Source organism: Streptomyces sp. NPDC001594, assembly GCF_042893675.1.
In the GTDB taxonomy this organism is placed as follows: Bacteria; Actinomycetota; Actinomycetes; order Streptomycetales; family Streptomycetaceae; genus Streptomyces.
Genome location: NZ_JBIAVB010000006.1, coordinates 343964 through 363511 on the forward strand (window position 1 = coordinate 343964; position 19548 = coordinate 363511).

The 19548-nt window shown below is 73.2% G+C and carries 15 protein-coding genes; 9 read left to right on the top strand and 6 right to left on the bottom strand.

Annotated features, from left to right (window positions below; translation table 11 throughout):
- Window positions 1-10 precede the first annotated feature (10 nt).
- The 3 genes from ACFY0O_RS15400 to ACFY0O_RS15410 all read left to right on the top strand — a co-directional run bounded on the left by ACFY0O_RS15400 (window position 11) and on the right by ACFY0O_RS15410 (window position 3930).
- On the top strand, window positions 11-1237 hold the full coding sequence (locus tag ACFY0O_RS15400; protein WP_388947150.1) for a S8 family peptidase: 1227 nt from the start codon (window positions 11-13) through the stop codon (window positions 1235-1237).
- Between the two features lie 208 nt (window positions 1238-1445).
- Entirely contained in the window at window positions 1446-2741 is a 1296-nt protein-coding gene (locus ACFY0O_RS15405; protein ID WP_388947152.1) for a hypothetical protein, read from the top strand.
- 157 nt (window positions 2742-2898) lie between these two features.
- On the top strand, window positions 2899-3930 hold the full coding sequence (locus tag ACFY0O_RS15410; protein ID WP_388947154.1) for a WxL protein peptidoglycan domain-containing protein: 1032 nt from the start codon (window positions 2899-2901) through the stop codon (window positions 3928-3930).
- A gap of 34 nt (window positions 3931-3964) precedes the next feature.
- Here ACFY0O_RS15410 and ACFY0O_RS15415 read toward each other — a convergent pair whose 3' ends face one another.
- Genes ACFY0O_RS15415 through iolC form a run of 4 tightly spaced genes read right to left on the bottom strand, consistent with a single transcriptional unit; the run spans window position 3965 to window position 9290 of the window.
- The gene (locus tag ACFY0O_RS15415) at window positions 3965-5464 is read right to left on the bottom strand and encodes a CoA-acylating methylmalonate-semialdehyde dehydrogenase (protein WP_388947156.1); all 1500 of its coding nucleotides are present in this window, start codon (window positions 5462-5464) and stop codon (window positions 3965-3967) included.
- Between the two features lie 10 nt (window positions 5465-5474).
- On the bottom strand, window positions 5475-7361 hold the full coding sequence (iolD, locus tag ACFY0O_RS15420; protein WP_388947158.1) for a 3D-(3,5/4)-trihydroxycyclohexane-1,2-dione acylhydrolase (decyclizing): 1887 nt from the start codon (window positions 7359-7361) through the stop codon (window positions 5475-5477).
- Window positions 7358-8356 carry a 5-deoxy-glucuronate isomerase gene (gene iolB, locus ACFY0O_RS15425; protein ID WP_388947273.1) on the bottom strand — a complete coding sequence of 333 codons (999 nt, stop codon included), beginning with the start codon at window positions 8354-8356 and terminating at the stop codon, window positions 7358-7360. Before iolB ends, iolD begins: the two co-directional genes overlap by 4 nt.
- Window positions 8357-8363: 7 nt before the next feature.
- Window positions 8364-9290 carry a 5-dehydro-2-deoxygluconokinase gene (gene iolC, locus ACFY0O_RS15430; protein ID WP_388947274.1) on the bottom strand — a complete coding sequence of 309 codons (927 nt, stop codon included), beginning with the start codon at window positions 9288-9290 and terminating at the stop codon, window positions 8364-8366.
- A gap of 138 nt (window positions 9291-9428) precedes the next feature.
- Between iolC and ACFY0O_RS15435 the strand changes: the two genes are divergently transcribed.
- The 5 genes from ACFY0O_RS15435 to ACFY0O_RS15455 all read left to right on the top strand — a co-directional run bounded on the left by ACFY0O_RS15435 (window position 9429) and on the right by ACFY0O_RS15455 (window position 14618).
- Window positions 9429-10343, top strand: a complete 915-nt coding sequence (locus ACFY0O_RS15435) for a sugar phosphate isomerase/epimerase (protein ID WP_358896184.1) — start codon at window positions 9429-9431, stop codon at window positions 10341-10343.
- A 35-nt stretch (window positions 10344-10378) separates the two neighbouring features.
- Complete coding sequence (locus ACFY0O_RS15440) at window positions 10379-11389, top strand: Gfo/Idh/MocA family protein (protein WP_388947160.1); 1011 nt, start codon at window positions 10379-10381, stop codon at window positions 11387-11389.
- Window positions 11390-11631: 242 nt separating this feature from the next.
- A complete protein-coding gene (locus ACFY0O_RS15445; protein WP_053674774.1) occupies window positions 11632-11832 on the top strand; it encodes an AlpA family transcriptional regulator in 201 nt (66 codons plus the stop codon).
- A gap of 198 nt (window positions 11833-12030) precedes the next feature.
- A complete protein-coding gene (locus tag ACFY0O_RS15450) occupies window positions 12031-12252 on the top strand; it encodes a heavy-metal-associated domain-containing protein (RefSeq protein WP_388947163.1) in 222 nt (73 codons plus the stop codon).
- Window positions 12253-12341: 89 nt separating this feature from the next.
- Entirely contained in the window at window positions 12342-14618 is a 2277-nt protein-coding gene (locus ACFY0O_RS15455; protein ID WP_388947165.1) for a heavy metal translocating P-type ATPase, read from the top strand.
- Window positions 14619-14985: 367 nt separating this feature from the next.
- Here ACFY0O_RS15455 and ACFY0O_RS15460 read toward each other — a convergent pair whose 3' ends face one another.
- Both ACFY0O_RS15460 and ACFY0O_RS15465 read right to left on the bottom strand, forming a co-directional pair.
- Window positions 14986-16275 carry a citrate synthase gene (locus tag ACFY0O_RS15460; RefSeq protein WP_358896179.1) on the bottom strand — a complete coding sequence of 430 codons (1290 nt, stop codon included), beginning with the start codon at window positions 16273-16275 and terminating at the stop codon, window positions 14986-14988.
- 182 nt (window positions 16276-16457) lie between these two features.
- The gene (locus ACFY0O_RS15465; protein WP_388947167.1) at window positions 16458-18704 is read right to left on the bottom strand and encodes an ATP-dependent RecD-like DNA helicase; all 2247 of its coding nucleotides are present in this window, start codon (window positions 18702-18704) and stop codon (window positions 16458-16460) included.
- A gap of 277 nt (window positions 18705-18981) precedes the next feature.
- Between ACFY0O_RS15465 and ACFY0O_RS15470 the strand changes: the two genes are divergently transcribed.
- Window positions 18982-19503, top strand: a complete 522-nt coding sequence (locus tag ACFY0O_RS15470) for a DUF937 domain-containing protein (protein WP_388947169.1) — start codon at window positions 18982-18984, stop codon at window positions 19501-19503.
- The last annotated feature ends 45 nt before the right edge of the window (window positions 19504-19548 follow it).

Consider the following 19548-nt stretch of genomic DNA (forward strand, 5'->3'; position numbering starts at 1 on the left):
CATCGGGCGCATGACCGTGATGACCGCGTTCCTCCCGGCCGCCGCCCTGCTGGCGGCGGCCACCGTGCTGCCCCCGCCGCCCGCCGCGCACGCCGCCGGCGCCGATACGCCCACCGCGCCCTACGTCGTCGTCCTCAAGGAGGCCGCCACCCGCGCCCCGGCCCGTGCCCTGGCCGCCGAGGCGACGAAGGCGGGCGACCGGGTGGACGCGGTCTACGACACCGCCGTCAGCGGGTTCGCCGTGACCACCACCGCGGCCCGCGCCGCCGCGCTCGCCGCCGACCCCCGGGTGGCCTCCGTCGAACCGGACGCGGTGTACCGGATCTCCGACCCGGCCGACCGTGCCGGCCGCTCCCCGGAGCGGCCCACCGCCGCCCCCGGGAGCCAGGCACAGGCGCCCTGGCACCTCGACCGGCTCGACCAGCGCGCGCTGCCCCTCGACGGCTCGTACGCCTACCCCGCGACCGGCGAGGGCGTCACGGTCTACGTGGTCGACACCGGGATCAACACCCTCCACCAGGAGTTCGCCGGCCGCGCCCGGACCGGCTACAACGCGCTGTGGCTGGAGGGCTCCGCCGACTGCAACGGCCACGGCACGCACGTCGCGGCCACCGTCGGCGGCGCCACGTACGGGGTCGCGAAGGGGGTCTCCCTCGTCGGGGTGAAGGTGGCCGACTGCCGGGGCGACGCGCGGCTGTCGCACATCCTGCGCGGCCTCGACTGGATGGTGAAGGACGCCTTGCGCGGGGGCCTCCCGCTGCGTCCCGCCGTCGCCAACATGAGCCTGGGCGGCTCCCGCAGCCACTCCATGGACGCCGCCGTCATCCGCGCCGCCGCCTACGGGATCACCGTCACCGTGGCCGCCGGCAACGAGGGCCGCGACGCCTGCCTGGGCTCCCCCTCCGGCGTCCCGCAGGCCCTCACGGTCGCCGCCACCGACGCCGGGGACCACCACCCCACCTTCTCCAACCACGGCCCGTGCGTGGACCTCTCGGCTCCGGGCGTGGCCGTCGTCTCCGCCTGGAAGGGGTCCACGACCGCCCTCGCCCGGGCCACCGGCACCTCCATGGCCGCCCCGCACGTCGCGGGCGCCGCCGCGCTGCTCCTGGCCGGCGGCACGGTCCGCTCCCCCGAGCAGGTCCGCGCGGCCCTGCTCCGCGACGCCGCCCCGGACCTGATCACGGGCCTGCCCGCCGGCACCCCGAACCTGCTCCTCCAGGTGCCCAAGGGCGCCTGAGCCCCGACCGCCGGTCACCGACCGGTCGGTATCCGACGTCCGGTCCCACCAGGCCTGATGGGACATCAATGTCTGTGTGCTTCGCACCCGGGCAATCCATTGACTTCTCTGCACCGCGACGCGTCAATGACGGCCATCCGCACCGGCTCGGCCTCCCCCACACAGCGGGTGGGGGGAGGGTTCGTCATGACGAAGGAGTCGCGACCCAGTGAGTTCGAGAACGCTCAAGCGAAGAGTGCTGGCCGGGGCGGGCGCGCTGTCCCTGGCCCTGACGGGCGGCGTCGTGGCCCTGACCGGGCCGGCGCAGGCCGCGACCAAGACCACTCCCGTCCCCGTGAAGTGCGTCGCCCCCGCCCCGCAGCCGGGCGCGAACGGCAACCAGGACTACACGATCACGGTGCCGGACACCGCCAAGGCGGGTGAGACCGTACCGATCACCATCGACCCGGGCGAGACCCCGGTCATCCCGATGTTCACCATCGACACGGTCAACACCATCAAGGCGAAGCTGCTCGTCGGCGGGGTCGCCCAGACGGTCACCAGCCCCGCCGTCCCCAGCCACCAGGAAGCCAACAAGAAGTCCGACCCGCCCGCCTTCTCCGGCACGATCAAGATCCCGGACGGCAGCGAGGGCACCACCGTCCAGATCACCATCGACCAGGTGGTCACCGACGCCGACCTCGGCGGCACCGTCTACACCACCACCTGCACCCCCGACCCGCGCCCCAGCGCCTCCGTCGGCTCCGTCGCCGTCGAGGCCCTCCCCAAGGACCCCGTCACCACCAAGCTGACGCCCAACAGCGGCAAGGCGGGCACGGCCGTCGTCGCCACCGGCGCCAACTTCCCGGCCGGCCCGGTGACCTGCTCCGCCCTCCTCGCGGGCGCCGCCACCGGTGACACCGGCACCGGCACCGCGGACGCCTCCGGCGCCGCCACCTGCAACATCACCGTCACCAAGAAGGCCGACGCCGTCAAGATCGACGGCTCGGTGCCGCCGGCCAAGCCCTTCGTGTTCGTCGAGGAGCAGGCCGGCGTCAAGAACCCGGTGGACGTCGAGGTGCTGCCCGGACCGCTGGCCCTCGGCCCGAAGGACGGCCAGCCCGCCGTCAGCTTCGGCTCGGTGACCATCAACGGCAAGGCCCAGTCGGTGTTCGGCGCGTTCAACGCCGCGACCGTCCAGGACTTCCGCGGCGGCACCCTCGGCTGGGACGTCACGGCGACCCGTACGCCGTTCCTGAACCAGACGACCGGCCACGCCATGGCCAAGGCGCAGCTCGGCATCCAGCCGTCCTGCACGGTGACCAACCCCGACAGCCCCAGCACCTGCACCGCGGGCACTCCGGGCGCGATCACCGAGACCCCGATGAAGGTCGCCTCGCAGGCGGCCGGCGGTGACGAGCTGACCGGCGGCGAGTTCGCCGTGGGCGGCGCGGCGATGCTCCAGCTGCCGCCCTTCATGTTCGCCGACACCTACCAGTCGGTCGTGACCTTCTCGATCGCCTGACCGTCCCGCCCGGACGGACCCCGGTGGTGGGGGGGGGGGGGGGGGGCGCCCCCCCCCCCCCCCCCCCCCCCCCCCCCCCCCCGCCCCGGGGGGGGCCCCCCCCCCCCCCCCCCACCACCCTCCCGCTTTCCCGCCGCGACCCTGGAGAAGACCGCCCATGCGCCTGCGCACGACCGTCCTGCGCACCCTCCTGCTCGGCCTGTGCGCACTGCTGCTGCTCCCCGCCGTCCCCGCCGCGGCCGCGGACAACGGCACCTGGGGCGTGTTCCCGACGCCCCCGGCCGGGGCGGCGATGACCGACCGGGCGTACTTCTTCCACCAGGGCGCCGCCGGGACCTCGATCGGCGACAGCGTGACGATCCTGAACTCCTCCGACAAGGAACTGACCTTCCGGGTCTTCGCCACCGACGCCATGAACACGCCCTCGGGCGGGGCCTTCGCCCTGCTGCCCGCGGAGACCCGGCCCAAGGACGTCGGAACGTGGATCGTGCTGCCGCCCGAGGCGGCGGGCACGGTCACCGTCCCGCCCAAGGGCCGCAAGGACTTCCCGTTCACCCTCAAGGTGCCGCAGTACGCGACCCCGGGCGACCACGTGGGCGGGATCGTCGCGCTGAACACGGCCGTCGAGGGGATCACGAAGGAGGGCAAGGTCCAGGTCGGGGTGCGGCGCCAGGTGGGCGCGCGGCTGTACCTGAGGGTGCCCGGGCCGCTGACCCCGGCCCTGAGCGTGGAGGACGTGGTGGTCAGCCGGGGCGCTCCGCTGCTGCCCTGGACCAAGGCCGCCCGGGCCACCGTCACCTACACCCTGGTCAACCGGGGCAACGTGGTGGTCGAGCCGAAGGTGACGGTGTCCGCGCGGGGCCTGTTCGGGCGCCGGCTGCTCGACCGGCCCGCCCGCACGCCGCAGCCCGCGCTGCTGCCGGGCCAGCGGATCGTCCTGACCGAACCCTGGCCGGACTCCCCCCAGTTGGACCGGGTGGCCGTCAAGGTGACGGCGAGCGCCGCCGCCTACCCGGACGTGCGCTCCGAGGCCGGAACGGACTTCCTCGCCGTGCCCTGGCCCGCGGCGGGCGCGCTCCTCCTCCTGGCCGGAACCGCCCTCGCCCTCCTGGTACTGCGCCGCCGCCGATCCTCCCTCCCCGAGCCGGAACCCGCCGGGCGGGAGACGGCAGGAACCCCCGGCCGGTGAGGGTTGGCCGGGGGTGCCTGCTGTTCAGGGGGCGTCAGTGGTTGCGGGGGAAGCCCAGGTCGACGCCCGCGTGGTCCTCGGACGGGTCGGGCCAGCGGGTGGTGACGACCTTGCCGCGGGTGTAGAAGTGGACGCCGTCGTTGCCGTAGACGTGGTGGTCGCCGAAGAGCGAGTCCTTCCAGCCGCCGAAGGAGTGGTAGCCCACCGGCACCGGGATCGGCACGTTGACGCCGACCATGCCCGCCTGGACCTCCAGCTGGAAGCGGCGGGCCGCGCCGCCGTCCCGGGTGAAGATCGCGGTTCCGTTGCCGAACGGCGAGGCGTTGATGAGGGCCACGCCCTCCGCGTAGGTGTCGGCGCGCAGCACGCACAGCACCGGGCCGAAGATCTCGTCGCGGTAGGCGTCGGAGTCGGTCTTGACGTGGTCCAGGAGCGACAGGCCGATCCAGTGGCCGTTCTCGTGGCCCTCGACGGTGTAACCGGTGCCGTCCAGGACGACCTCGGCGCCCTGGTCGGCGGCGCCCTTGACGTAGGAGGCGACCTTGTCGCGGTGGGCGGCGGTGATCAGCGGGCCCATCTCGGACGCCGGGTCGTTGCCGGGACCGATCTTGATCTTCTCGGCGCGCTCGCGGATCTTCTCCACGAGGGCGTCGCCGATGGCGCCGACGGCGACGACCGCCGAGATGGCCATGCAGCGCTCGCCCGCCGAGCCGTAGGCCGCGGAGACGGCCGCGTCGGCGGCGGCGTCGAGGTCGGCGTCCGGCAGCACCAGCATGTGGTTCTTGGCGCCGCCCAGGGCCTGGACGCGCTTGCCGTTGGCGGAGGCGGTGGTGTGGATGTGGCGGGCGATCGGCGTGGAGCCGACGAACGACACGGCGGAGATGTCCGGGTGGGAGAGCAGGGCGTCGACGGCGACCTTGTCACCGTGGACGACGTTCAGCACGCCCGCCGGCAGACCGGCCTCCGTGGCCAGCTCGGCCAGCTTGTTGGCGGCCGACGGGTCCTTCTCGCTCGGCTTGAGGATGAAGGTGTTGCCGCAGGCGACGGCCAGCGGGAACATCCACATCGGCACCATCGCCGGGAAGTTGAACGGGGTGATGCCCGCGACCACTCCGAGCGGCTGGCGGATGGCGGCCACGTCCACGCGGTTGGAGACGGACGTGGACAGCTCGCCCTTGAGCTGCGTGGTGATCCCGCAGGCCAGCTCGACGATCTCCAGGCCGCGCGCGACCTCGCCCAGCGCGTCGGAGTGCACCTTGCCGTGCTCGGCGGTGATCAGCTCGGCGATCGCGTCGCGGTTGGCGTCCAGCAGGGCGCGGTAGGCGAACAGCACCTTGGTGCGGGCGGCCAGCGAGGACTGGCCCCAGGAGAGGAAGGCCTCCTTGGCGACCTGCACCGCGGCATCCACCTCGGCGGCGGAGGCCAGGGCGACCTGCGTGGTGACCTCGCCGGTGGCCGGGTCGGTGACCGGGCCGTAGTTGCCCGACGCGCCCTCGACGGTCTTGCCACCGATCCAGTGGTTGACGGTCTTCATGCTTGCTCCTTCACAGATGGCGACGTCGCTGCGCGGCTTGCCGGTCGTACTCTTCGCGGGCCTGGGCCGCCGACGCACGGGTCGCGGTCTCGGCCACGGGAACATCCCACCACGCCTGTGCCGGGGGTGGGCCCGACACAGTGTCGGGTGTTCGGGTCTGTGCGTAGACACATGTGGGACGGTCGGACCCGCGCGCCTCGGCCAGGGCTTTTCGCAGGTCACCGATGGTGCGGGTACGGATCACGGCCATCCCGAGGGAGGCGGCGTTGGCCGCGAGGTCCACCGGAAGGGGGTCCCCGGTGTAGCCGCCGTCCGGCCCCCTGAAGCGGTAGGCCGTGCCGAAGCCCTCGCCGCCGACCGCGCCCGAGAGCCCGCCGATGGAGGCGTAGCCGTGGTTGTCGAGGACGACCACCTTGAGCGGGACGCCCTCCTGGACGGCGGTGACGAGCTCGGTCGGGTTCATCAGGTACGAGCCGTCCCCGACGAGCGCCCACACCGGCCGGCCGGGGGCAGCCAGGGCCACCCCGAGGGCGCCGGGGATCTCGTAGCCCATGCAGGAGTACCCGTACTCCACGTGGTACTGGTCCGCGGAACGGGCCCGCCAGAGCCGGTGCAGGTCGCCCGGGAGCGAGCCGGCCGCGTTGACGAGCACGTCGGTGTCGTCGACGAGGGCGTCCAGGGCGCCGAGCACCTGCGCCTGGGTGGGGACGGCGTCCTCGTCGGGGGCGTGGAAGGCCTGGTCGACCAGGGCCTCCCAGTAGCCCTTCGCCTGCCGGTACGTCCGCTCGTACGCGGGGTCCACGCGGTGGCCGGCCAGCTCCGCGCGCAGGGCGTCCAGGCCCTCGCGGGCGTCCGCGACCAGCGGGAGGGCGGCCTGTTTGTGGGCGTCGTACGGGTCGAGGTTGAGGCCGAGGAAGCGGACGGCCGGGTCCTGGAAGAGGGTGGAGGAGGCGGTGGTGAAGTCGGTGAGCCGGGTCCCGGCCGCGATGACCAGGTCGGCGGCGCGGGCCAGGTCGTCGGCGGTGGCGGTGCCGGTGTGCCCGACGGCGCCCACCTCGGCCGGGTGGTCGTGGCGCAGGGCGCCCTTGCCCGCCTGGGTGGCTGCGACGGGGATGCCGGTGGCCTCGGCGAAGGCCCGCAACGCCTCCTCGGCCCCGCTGTGCCGGATGCCGCCGCCGGCGATCAGCAGGGGCCGCCGGGCCGCCCGTACCGCCTCGGCGGCGGCCCGCAGCTCGCCGGTGTCCGGCCGGGGGCGGCGCACGTGCCACACCCGCTCCGCGAAGAACTCCTCGGGCCAGTCGTACGCCTCCGCCTGCACGTCCTGCGGCAGCGCGAGGGTGACGGCGCCGGCCTGCACGGGGTCGGTGAGCACCCGCATCGCCTGGAGGGCCGCCGGGACCAGGGCCTCGGGCCGGGTGATCCGGTCGAAGTAGCGGGAGACCGGCCGCAGGGTGTCGTTGACGGAGAGGTCGCCCGCGTAGGGGACCTCCAGCTGCTGGAGCACCGGGTCGGCGGGCCGGGTGGCGAAGGTGTCCCCGGGCAGCAGGAGCACGGGGATCCGGTTGACGGTGGCGAGGGCGGCGCCGGTCACGAGGTTGGTGGCGCCGGGCCCGATGGAGGTGGTCACGGCGTGCGCCGAGAGCCGGCCGCACTGGCGGGAGTAGCCGACGGCGGCGTGCACCATGGCCTGTTCGTTGCGCCCCTGGAGGAACGGCATGGCCCCGGGCCCGCTCTCCAGCAGGGCCTGCCCGATGCCGGCGACGTTGCCGTGCCCGAAGATCCCCCAGGTGGCGGCGATCAGCCGCTGCCGGCGGCCGTCGCGCTCGGTGTACTGGCGGCTCAGGAAGCGTACGAGCGCCTGGGCCGTGGTCAGCCGGACGCTGCGCGGCGCGGTCACGGGGTCTCCTCCTCGGGTCGGGGGGCGGGGGGTGCGGGCCGGTTCAGCGGGAGCCGGGGATCGACTTCCTGCCCCGCCCACGTCCCGCGAATCCAGGCGTGGTCGGGATGGTCGCGGATCAGCCACTCGCGCTTCGCGTCCGGGCCGGCCATCACGTTCAGGTAGTACATGTCGTGGCCGGGCGCCGCGATGGACGGGCCGTGCCAGCCGTCGGGGATGAGGACGACGTCACCCGAGCGGACCTCGGCGAGCACGTCGGTCTTCCCGGCGGGCGAGGGGGTCACGCGCTGGTAGCCGACGCCGGGGGTGCCGTCGTGCGGGGCGATCTCGTAGAAGTAGATCTCCTCCAGGCGGGATTCCTCGCCCGGGTGGTGCTCGTCGTGCTTGTGGGGCGGGTACGAGGACCAGTTGCCGCCGGGGGTGAGCACCTCGACGGCGATGAGCCGGTCGCAGTCGAAGGCGCCGGCGGCGGCGGCGGCGAAGTTGTGCACCTGGCGGGAGCATTGGGCGGCGCCGCGGAGCTCGACGGGTACGGCTTCGGCGGGGCCGTAGCGGGGCTCCAGGCGGCGCTCGCAGCGCGCCCCGACCAGCGCGAACCGGCCGCCTCCGGCGGAGGTGATGTCGGCGTAGCCGTCCCGGGGGAGGTAGGCGAAGTCGGTCGGCCCGTCGAACACCGAGGCGCGCCCGCCCAGCCGGAACGTCCCTGCGGGGCCTTCCCCCACCCCGCCCCTTCCCAAAACCGGGGCTCCGCCCCGGACCCCTTCGGGGGCTCCGCCCCCGGACCCTCCCCCAGCTACCGCTGGGGGTGCCCCCAGCGCCTCAAACGCCGGCGGGGCTGGATGTGGCGCAGCCGCTCCGTCGCCCGCGGCAGCGCCCGCGCAGTGGACCTCGCAGGCGCCGGTCAGCGGGAGGACGATCCATTCGGCGTCGCCGCAGGTGTGCCCGTACGCCTCCCCGGGCGCGAGGTCGAGGACCCGCAGCCTCGTCCACTCCATCCCCGTCTCAGACCGCACCGGCACGACCCAGCACCTCCTCCACCTCGTACGGAAACGGCATCGCCGCCGAACAAGCCAGCCGCGAGGCCACGATCGCCCCCGCCGCGTTCGCGTACCGCAGGACCCGTTCCAGCGGCCACCCCGCCAGCAGCCCGTGGCACAGGGCCCCGCCGAACGCGTCGCCGGCGCCCAGGCCGTTGACCACCGTCACCGGCACCGGCGGCACCTCCACCGCCGTGCCGTCGCGGTGGACGGCCAGCACCCCCTCCGGGCCCCGCTTGACCACCGCCAGCTCCACCCCGGCCTCCAGCAGCGCCCGCGCGGCCGCGTACGGTTCGCGCTCGCCGGTGGCGACCTCGCACTCCTCCGCGTTCCCCACCGCCACCGTCGCCAGGGCGAGCGCCCGCTCGTACCAGGGCTCCGGCGGGCCGTCGTGCCACAGCATCGGCCTCCAGTCGAGGTCGAAGACGGTCGTCCCGGACTTCGAGCGGGCCTCCAGCGCGGCCAGGGTCGCGGCGCGGCTCGGCTCGGCGCTGAGTCCCGTGCCGGTCATCCAGAACACCCGCGCCGCCCGCACCGCTTCGCGGTCGATCGCGTCCGGCTCGATCTCCAGGTCGGGCGCCTTCGGGAGCCGGTAGAAGTAGAGCGGGAAGCGGTCCGGCGGGAAGACCTCGCAGAAGGTGATCGGCGTCGGGTACCGCGCGACCTCGCCCACCCACCGGTCGTCGACCCCGAACTGCCGCAGTTCGCCGCGCAGATACGCCCCGAAGGGGTCCGCACCGGTCCGGCTGATCATGGCCGTGCGCCGGCCGAGGCGGGCCGCGGCGACGGCGACGTTGGCCGGGGATCCACCGAGGAACCTCCCGAAGGTGTCGGCCTCCGCGAGCGGTACGCCGGTCTTCAGCGGGTAGAGATCCACCCCGATCCGCCCCATCGTGATGAGGTCGTACGCGGGCCCGTCCCCGGTCCCGCCCCCTGCGTCCCCTGCGTCCCCCGTGGTCACGTCGGGCACTCCTCCCACTCGCACTCGTCCTCCCTTTCCCCTCGGACCTCGCACCCTAAGGTGGCCGTCATGACCTCCTCCCCGCCCGCGTTGACCCGTATCCGTGTCGGTTCGGCTCCGGACTCCTGGGGTGTCTGGTTCCCGGAGGATCCGCTCCAGGTCCCCTGGGACCGGTTCCTCGACGAGGTGTCCGGTGCCGGGTACGAGTGGATCGAGCTCGGCCCCTACGGCTACCTGCCCACCGATCCGGCCCGGCTCGCCGACGAGACCGCGAAGCGGGGCCTGCGGGTGTCCGCCGGAACGGTGTTCACCGGACTCCATCACGGCCGCGCCGTCTGGGAGGAGACCTGGGCGCACGTGTCGCGGATCGCCGCGCTGACCCGGGACATGGGCGCGGAGCACCTCGTGGTGATCCCCTCCTTCTGGCGCGACGACAAGACCGGCGGAATGCTGGAGGATCCGGTGCTCACGCCCGCCCAATGGCGTGAACTGACCTCCCAGACCGAGCGGCTGGGCCGGGAGGTGCGGGAGCGGTACGGGCTGCGGATCGTGGTCCACCCGCACGCGGACACCCATGTGGACACCCCGGAGAACGTGGCCCGGTTCCTGGACGCCACCGATCCGGAGCTGGTGTCCCTGTGCCTGGACACGGGGCACTACGCCTACTGCGGCGGGGACAGCGTCGAGGCGATCGAGACCTTCGGCGAACGGATCGGCTACCTGCACCTCAAGCAGGTGGACCCGCGGATCCTCGCCGAGGTGGTGGCGGACGGGGTGCCGTTCGGGCCGGCGGTGGAGCGCGGGGTGATGTGCGAGCCGCCGTCGGGGGTGCCCGCGCTGGAGCCGGTGCTGGCGGCGGCGCAGCGGCTCGGGGTGGAGCTGTTCGCGATCGTGGAGCAGGACATGTACCCGTGTCCGCCGGACCGTCCGCTGCCGATCGCCCGGCGCACCCGCGCCTACCTGCGCTCCTGCGGCGCCCGCTGATCCTGGCAGTTCCTGGAAGAAGAAGGGGAAGGACGATGAACACGCTCGGGATCGCCGTCATCGGCACCGGGAAGATGGGCGCCGACCACGTCAGGCGCATCGGCGACACGGTGGGCGGGGCGCGGGTGGTGGCCGTCGCCGATCCGGACGCGGAACGGGTCAAGGCGGTCGCGGCGGGGGCGGGCGGCGCGGCGGCGTTCACGGATCCGGCGGCGGCGATGGCGGCCCCGGGGGTGGACGCGGTACTGATCGCCTCGCCCGGCCCCGCCCATGAGGAAGCGATTCTGCACGCCCTGGAGCTGGAGCTGCCGGTGCTCTGCGAGAAGCCGCTGACCCCGGATCCGGAGGGGGCGCTGCGGGTGCTGGAGGCGGAGCGGCGGCTGGGCCGGCGGCTGGTGCAGGTGGGGTTCATGCGGCGGTTCGACGCCGAGTACGAGCGGCTCAAGGAGCTGCTGGACGCGGGCGGGATCGGCCGGCCGCTCTTCCTGCACTGCCGCCACCGCAACGCCTCCTCCCCGTCCTTCTTCACCGGCGACATGCTGATCGCCGACTCGGTGGTGCACGAGGTGGACGCGGCCCGCTGGCTGCTGGGCCAGGAGGTCACGGCCGTGACCGTGCTGGCGCCGCGGCCGTCCTCGGCCGCGCCCGAGGGGCTGGGCGATCCGCGCCTGGTGCTGCTGGAGACCTCGGGCGGGGTGGTCGTGGACGTGGAGATCTTCGTCAACTGCGGGTTCGGCTACCAGGTGCGGTGCGAGGCGGTCGGGGAGTCCGGCACCGCGTCCATCGGCGACGGCCACGCGATGGTGGTCCAGTCGGGTGGCCGGTGGGGCGGGGAGATCGCCCAGGACTACACGGTGCGGTTCGCCGACGCCTACGACCGCCAGGTGCGGCGGTGGGTGGCGGCGGCGGCGCGGGGGCGGGTGGACGGCCCGGACGCCTGGGACGGATACGCGGCCGCGGCCGTCTCGGAAGCGGGGCTGGCGGCCGCGCGCAGCGGCGTACGGGCCGAGGTGCGGCTGGTGGAGCGGCCGGAGCTCTACCGCTGAGCCACGGCTCGTGTCCCGGATTCACCGGGCGGCTCCTGTGCCGCGTCCGTCACAGGAGTCGCACCCGTGTCACACATATCCGGATTACGCGGGTTTTCCGTCACAGGCGGTCCACAGCCCCTCCCCCGCCCCCACGACGCGTCGTTCTCCGGGCACAAAGCGAGTGATCGTCAGTGTCCGCGCGCCGGCTCCCCCGACGGCCTCCCGGCCGGCCCCGGGGCGTGGACGAGGAGGTGTCGTGGATGAGCGACCGGCAGCTGTGGTCCTACAAGGAGATCGCCGCCCATATCCGGGTGCAACCTGACACCGTGCGCTCCTACCGGAAGCACGGCCTGCTCCCCGCCCCCGACCACGTGGAGGGCGGCAAGCCGTACTGGTACGCCGACACGATCCGGGCCTGGGTGGCCCGCCGCCCCGGCAACCGGGGACGGCGCGAGGACTGATCCCGGCGGCGGCCGGCGGCACCGGGGCGGGCCCCGCCCCGCCCCCGCCGCCCCTCACCAGGACGCCGGGCTCCCGCCGGGCGGCCGAGGGTGTCACCCTTGACCTCGTCGACGCACCGGTGGCCACCGGATGCCCGCTCAATACCCCCTAGGGGTATAGTCTCGGTAGAGAGAGACACCCCCTGATAGGAGAACGACATGACCGCCGTGACGGAAACCGTGTACAAGGTCACCGGAATGACCTGCGGGCACTGCGAGGGCGCCGTGACCGCCGAGCTGACCGCCCTGCCGGGCGTCACCTCCGTCAAGGCCGTCGCCTCCACCGGTGAGGTCACCGTGGTGTCCGCCGCCCCGCTCGCCGAGGCCGATGTGCGCGCCGCCGTGGACGAGGCCGGCTACGAGCTCGCCGGCCAGGTCTGAGCCCCCCTCTTTTCCGCAGCACCCCGCCGGGCCGTACCCGCCAGCCCCCGACTGGACCGTGCGGCCCGGCCCTTCCCCCGGAGCGGGACATGAGCAGCAGCACAGTGCACGAGGGGCCCATAACCGAGGTCGAGCTGGCCATCGGCGGAATGACCTGCGCCTCCTGCGCGGCCCGCATCGAGAAGAAGCTGAACCGGATGGACGGGGTCAGCGCCACGGTCAACTACGCCACCGAGAAGGCCCGCGTCTCCTACGGCGGCGGCGTCGAGGTGGCCGACCTGATCGCCACGGTGGTCAGGACCGGGTACACGGCCGAGGAGCCCCCGCCGCCGGAGCCCGAGCCCGGGCCCGAGTCCGCCCTCGGCCCGGCCCCCCGGGCCGAGGCCGACCCCGCGCTCGACGCGCTGCGGCAGCGGCTGCTGGTGTCCGCCACCCTGGCCCTGCCCGTCGTCCTGCTCTCGATGGTGCCCGCCCTGCAGTTCGACAACTGGCAGTGGCTCTGCCTCACCCTGGCCTCCCCCGTCGCGGTCTGGGGCGCCCTGCCCTTCCACCGGGCCGCCTGGACCAACGCCCGGCACGGGGCCGCGACCATGGACACCCTGGTGTCGGTCGGCACGCTGGCCGCCTACGCCTGGTCCCTGTGGGCCCTGTTCTTCGGGCACGCCGGCATGACCGGCATGCGGCACGGCTTCGACCTGACCGCCGGTCGCGCCGACGGCTCCTCCGCCCTCTACCTGGAGGTCGCGGCGGGCGTCGTCACCTTCATCCTGCTCGGCCGGTACCTGGAGGCCCGCTCCAAGCGGAAGGCCGGCGCGGCCCTGCGGGCCCTGCTGGAACTGGGTGCCAAGGACGTGACCGTGCTCCGGGGCGGCCGGGAGGTCCGGATCCCGGTGGGCTCCCTCGTCGCGGGCGACCGGTTCGTGGTCCGGCCCGGGGAGAAGATCGCCACCGATGGCAGGGTGGTCGAGGGGTCCTCCGCCGTGGACGCCTCGATGCTGACCGGCGAGTCCCTGCCGGTGGACGTCACCGTCGGGGACGCCGTCACCGGGGCCACCGTCAACGCCTCCGGCCGGCTCGTCGTGGAGGCCACCCGGGTCGGGGCGGACACCCAGCTCGCCCGGATGGCCGCCCTGGTGGAGGAGGCGCAGAACGGCAAGGCCGAGGTGCAGCGGCTCGCCGACCGGATCTCCGCGGTCTTCGTGCCCGTCGTGCTGCTGCTCGCGCTCGGCACCTGGGTGGTCTGGCTGCTGATCACCGACGACGCCACCGCCGCCTTCACCGCCGCCGTGGCCGTCCTGATCATCGCCTGCCCCTGCGCCCTGGGCCTGGCCACTCCGACCGCCCTGCTGGTCGGCACCGGGCGGGGCGCCCAGCTCGGCATCCTGATCAAGGGCCCGGAGGTGCTGGAGTCCACCCGCCGGGTCGACACCGTCGTGCTGGACAAGACCGGAACGGTGACCACCGGCCGGATGACCCTCTCCGGGGTGCACCCCGCCGACGGGGTGGACGAGAAGGACCTGCTGCGGCTCGCCGGAGCCCTGGAGCACGCCTCAGAGCACCCGATCGCCCGGGCCGTCGCCGCCGGAGCCGCCGAGGCGGCCGAGGCGGCGGGCGGACTGCCGGCCGCCGCGTCCTTCGAGAGCCTCGCCGGACTGGGCGTCCGGGGCGTGGTCGAGGGCCGCTCCGTCCTGGTGGGGCGCGAACGGCTGCTGGCCGAACGGGACATCGCCCTGCCCGCCGGCCTCGCCCGGGCGGCGGCCGCCGCCGAGGCCCGCGGCAGCACGGCGGTGCTGGTCGCCTGGGACGGGGAGGCCCGCGGGGTGCTGACCGTCGCCGACGCCGTGAAGCCGACCAGCGCCGAAGCCGTGGCCCGGCTGCGGGCGCTCGGGCTGACCCCGGTCCTGCTGACCGGGGACAACAGGGCGGTGGCCGAGACGGTGGCCCGCGAGGTCGGCATCGACGAGGTGATCGCCGAGGTGCTCCCGCAGGACAAGGTGGACGTGGTCCGCCGGCTCCAGGCCGAGGGCCGCACCGTCGCCATGGTCGGCGACGGGGTCAACGACGCGGCCGCCCTCGCCCGGGCCGACCTGGGCCTGGCCATGGGCACGGGCACCGACGCCGCCATCGAGGCCGGCGACCTGACCCTGGTCCGGGGTGACCTGCGGGTGGCGGCCGACGCCATCCGGCTCTCGCGCCGGACCCTGGCCACCATCAAGGGCAACCTGTTCTGGGCCTTCGGCTACAACGTGGCGGCGCTGCCGCTGGCGGCGGCCGGCCTGCTCAACCCGATGATCGCGGGGGCCGCGATGGCCTTCTCCTCGGTCTTCGTGGTGACCAACAGCCTGCGGCTGCGCTCGTTCCGGTAGGCCCCGCGGAAGGATCTCCTCCGCGCGGCCTCCACACATCCTTCACTGGAGACGCAGATCACAGTGATGGCAACGTAACCATCCGGGGTCGTCCCGGGTCTAATGGGGCGATGCCAGAAACATCTTGGGGGATGTTTCACGGAGGTCTTGGGGGACGTCCGCGGCATTCGCCGGCCGGGACGCGTGCCCTCGGGAAGCTTTGAGCGGCCCTCCCGACCCGAACGGGTCCCGGCAACACACCGACGCCCCGGCGCGGGTCCCGTGGGGGGAATCCGCTGCCGGGGAAAGGGAAGCGCCCCGTCCGTCGACCCGTGGGGGGATCGACGGCGGGGCGCTTTTCGCGTCTCCGGGCCCTGGGGGCTCAGCTTCAGCGGGCCTCGACCGGGACGAAGTCGCGCAGGACCTCGCCGGTGTAGATCTGGCGCGGGCGGCCGATGCGGGAGCCGGGCTCCTTGATCATCTCGTGCCACTGGGCGATCCAGCCGGGCAGGCGGCCGAGCGCGAACAGCACGGTGAACATCTCGGTCGGGAAGCCCATGGCCCGGTAGATCAGACCCGTGTAGAAGTCCACGTTCGGGTAGAGGTTGCGCGAGACGAAGTACTCGTCGGCGAGCGCGTGCTCCTCCAGCTTGAGCGCGATGTCCAGCAGCTCGTCGCTCTTGCCGAGCGCCGAGAGGACGTCGTGCGCCGCGGCCTTGATGATCTTCGCCCGGGGGTCGAAGCTCTTGTAGACGCGGTGCCCGAAGCCCATCAGGCGGACGCCGTCCTCCTTGTTCTTCACCTTGCGGATGAAGGCGTCGACGTCGCCGCCGTCCTTCTTGATGCCCTCGAGCATCTCCAGGACGGACTGGTTGGCGCCTCCGTGCAGCGGGCCCCACAGGGCCGAGATGCCGGCGGAGATCGAGGCGAACATGTTCGCCTGCGAGGAGCCGACCAGGCGCACGGTGGAGGTCGAGCAGTTCTGCTCGTGGTCCGCGTGCAGGATGAGCAGCTTGTCGAGCGCGGAGACCACGACCGGGTCGAGCTCGTACTCCTGGGCCGGCACGGAGAAGGTCATGCGCAGGAAGTTCTCGACGTAACCGAGGTCGTTACGCGGGTAGACAACCGGGTGGCCGACCGACTTCTTGTACGCGTAGGCCGCGATCGTCGGGAGCTTGGCCAGCAGGCGGATCGTCGAGAGGTGGCGCTGCTTCTCGTCGAACGGGTTGTGGCTGTCCTGGTAGAAGGTGGACAGCGCGCTGACGACCGAGGACAGCATGGCCATCGGGTGGGCGTCGCGCGGGAAGCCGTCGTAGAACCGCTTGACGTCCTCGTGCAGCAGCGTGTGCTGGGTGATCTCGTTGCGGAACGACGCGAGCTGGTCGACGGTCGGCAGCTCACCGTTGATCAGAAGGTAGGCGACCTCGATGAAGGTCGAGCGCTCCGCCAGCTGCTCGATCGGGTAACCGCGGTAGCGCAGGATGCCCTGCTCACCGTCGAGGTAGGTAATCGCGGACTTGTAGGCCGCGGTGTTGCCGTAGCCGCTGTCCAGAGTGACGAGCCCGGTCTGGGCCCTCAGCTTCGCGATGTCGAAGCCCTGGTCACCGACGGTGCTGTCGATCACCGGGTAGGTGTATTCGCCGTCCGCGTACCGGAGTACTACAGAGTTGTCGCTCACGTCATCCCTCACCGACGTAGTGCCTCTTCTTCGAGGTGCCCTGACTGCCTCTACCTTCCCCCATTTGGCGCAGGAGAGTGCACTCGGGGTCGGCCTTTGGTCTTTTTGACGGCACTGAGTGCCGTCAACCTCCACATCCTGCCCTGCCCGCGGGGCCTGTGGGAACCCGAATGATCGATCATCTAGGTGATGTTTCCCACCGGTATCCGTCCGGCGAGCCTGGCGGCGACCGCCGTGAACCTCCTGCCTGCGGAAACCGTGCGGACCGCCTGTCCGAGGGCCTTGCGGGACCCGACGAGGACGACGAGCTTCTTCGCCCTGGTCACGGCGGTGTAGAGCAGGTTCCGCTGGAGCATCATCCAAGCCCCTGTCGTGACCGGGATCACGACCGCCGGATATTCACTCCCCTGGGAGCGGTGGATGGTGACGGCGTAGGCGTGCGCCAGCTCGTCCAGCTCGGCGAACTCGTAGGCCACCTCCTCGTCCTCCTCCGTACGGACCGTCAAGCGCTGCTCGTCCAGGTCGATAGCGGTCACCACACCGACCGTGCCGTTGAAGACGCCATTGGCGCCCTTCTCATAGTTGTTCCTGATCTGGGTGACTTTGTCACCCACCCGGAAGACCCGGCCGCCGAACCGCTTCTCCGCCAGGTTCGGCCGGGCCGGGGTGATCGCCTGCTGGAGCAGCCCGTTGAGGTGGCCCGCGCCGGCCGGGCCGCGGTGCATGGGCGCCAGCACCTGGACGTCGCGGCGCGGGTCGAGCCCGAACCGGGCGGGGATCCGGCGGGCCGCGACGTCCACCGCGAGGACCCCGGCCGCCTCGGTGTCCTCCTCCGGGAAGAGGAAGAAGTCCGGCAGGCCGTCGGTGACGGGCGGTACTCCGGTGTTGATGCGGTGGGCGTTGGTGACCACGCCCGACTGCTGGGCCTGCCGGAAGATCCGGGTGAGCCGGACGGCGGGCACCGGCCCGTCCTCGGCGAGCAGGTCCCGCAGCACCTCGCCCGCGCCGACCGAGGGCAACTGGTCCACGTCGCCGACCAGCAGCAGGTGGGCCCCCGGGGCCACCGCCTTGACCAGCTTGTTGGCGAGCAGCAGGTCCAGCATCGAGGCCTCGTCGACCACGACCAGGTCGGCGTCCAGCGGCCGGTCCCGGTCGTAGGCGGCGTCCCCGCCGGGTTTGAGTTCGAGCAGCCGGTGCACGGTGGAGGCCTCCGCCCCCGTGAGCTCGGAGAGCCGCTTCGCCGCCCGGCCGGTGGGGGCGGCGAGGACCACCTTGGCCTTCTTGGCCCGGGCCAGCTCCACGATGGAGCGCACGGTGAAGGACTTCCCGCAGCCCGGCCCGCCGGTGAGGACGGCGACCCGGCGGGTCAGCGCCAGCCGCACCGCGTCCCGCTGCTCGGGGGCGAGCGCGGCCCCGGTCCGCTCGGCCAGCCAGCCGAGCGCCTTCTCCCAGTCCACGTCCTGGAAGCCCGACATCCGGTCCTCCTCGGCGCCCAGCAGCCGGCGGACCTGGCCCGCCAGTGACAGCTCGGCCCGGTGGAAGGGGACGAGGTAGACGGCCGTGAGCGGATCGGGGCCGCCCTGGGGGTCGGGCACGGCCTCCCGCACGACCCCTTCCGGATCGGCGGCGAGCTCGGCCAGGCACTCGATGACCAGCCCCGTGTCCACCTGGAGCAGCTTCACCCCGTCGGAGATGAGCCGCTCCTGGGGGAGAAAGCAGTGGCCCTGGTCGGCGGACTGGGAGAGGGCGTACTGGAGCCCGGCCTTGACCCGCTCGGGGCTGTCGTGCGGGATGCCGACGGCCTGGGCGATGCGGTCGGCGGTCAGGAAGCCGATGCCCCAGACGTCGGCGGCGAGCCGGTAGGGGTGGTTGCGCACCACCGAGATGGAGGCGTCCCCGTACTTCTTGTAGATGCGCACGGCGATGGAGGTGGAGACGCCGACGCCCTGGAGGAAGACCATGACCTCCTTGATGGCCTTCTGCTCCTCCCAGGCGGCGCCGATGAGCCTGGTCCGCTTGGGGCCCAGGCCCGGCACCTCGACGAGCCGCTTGGGCTCGCCCTCGATGACGTCGAGGGTGTCGAGGCCGAAGTGCTCCACGATCCGGTCGGCGATCCTCGGCCCGATGCCCTTGATCAGGCCGGAGCCGAGGTAGCGCCGGATGCCCTGGATGGTGGCGGGCAGGACCGTCGAGTAGTTCTCGACGGTGAACTGTCTGCCGTACTGCGGGTGCGAACCCCAGCGGCCCTCCATCCGCAGGGACTCGCCGGGCTGGGCGCCCAGCAGCGAGCCCACGACGGTCAGCAGGTCGCCCGCGCCCCGGCCCGTGTCCACCCGGGCGACCGTGTAGCCGCTCTCCTCGTTGGCGTAGGTGATGCGCTCCAGCACCCCCTCGACCACCGCACGTTGCACCACCCCGTCGTTCGCCATGGCACGAAAGCTACCGTCCCTCGCCGACAGCCCGCCGGGCCTGTGGACGAACGAAAGGGGGTCCGGCCTCACGGCCGGACCCCCTCACGGTTACCCCTCCCTCGTCGGACTTCCCGATCCCCCCAGATCCCCTCCCGGAAGTCCCGACGCACCATACGACCCCCGCCCGGCCCGAAGGGTTGCATCCGGAATCACGGCTTTACCTTTCCGTTACAGAGGGTGCCGTCCGAGTTGCTCTGAGATGCCGATAAATCCGTGCACACGTAGCGTTCCAGGCATGAGCGAATCTTCCATCCAGGACGACGTGATCCACGAACTCGGCGACGACGGGCTCCAGGAGATCGCGGGCCTGATCGGCACCGACGCCGACGGCGCCCGCGAGACCGTGGCGCACACCGTCGGGGCGATGACCGGCGGCCTCCAGGAGAAGGCCGAGGGCGGGGACGACGAGGTCCGCCAGGCCTTCGCCGAGGTGGCCCAGCCGCCGCTCCAGGGCGTGGCCACCCTCGGCGGCGGCCTCGGCGGGCTGCTCGGCGGCGGGATGATGGCCGGGGTGCTGGGCAAGGTGAGCAAGCCGGTCGCCGAGGCGGTGGCGAAGAAGACGGGCATCCCCGCCCCGACCGTCTCCCGGGTCATCGAGATGCTGATCCCGGTCCTGCTGGCCGTCTTCGCCAAGCGCGCCGCCGCGAACAAGGGCGCGGCACCCGCCGCCGGAGCACCCGCCCCCGGCGCCGCCCCCGCGGAGGGCGGCGGCCTCGGCGACCTGCTGGGCCAGATCCTCGGCGGCGGCAGGAAGTGACGGCGGGGGCGGCCCCGCACGGGGTCGCCCCCACCCCGCGGGCCC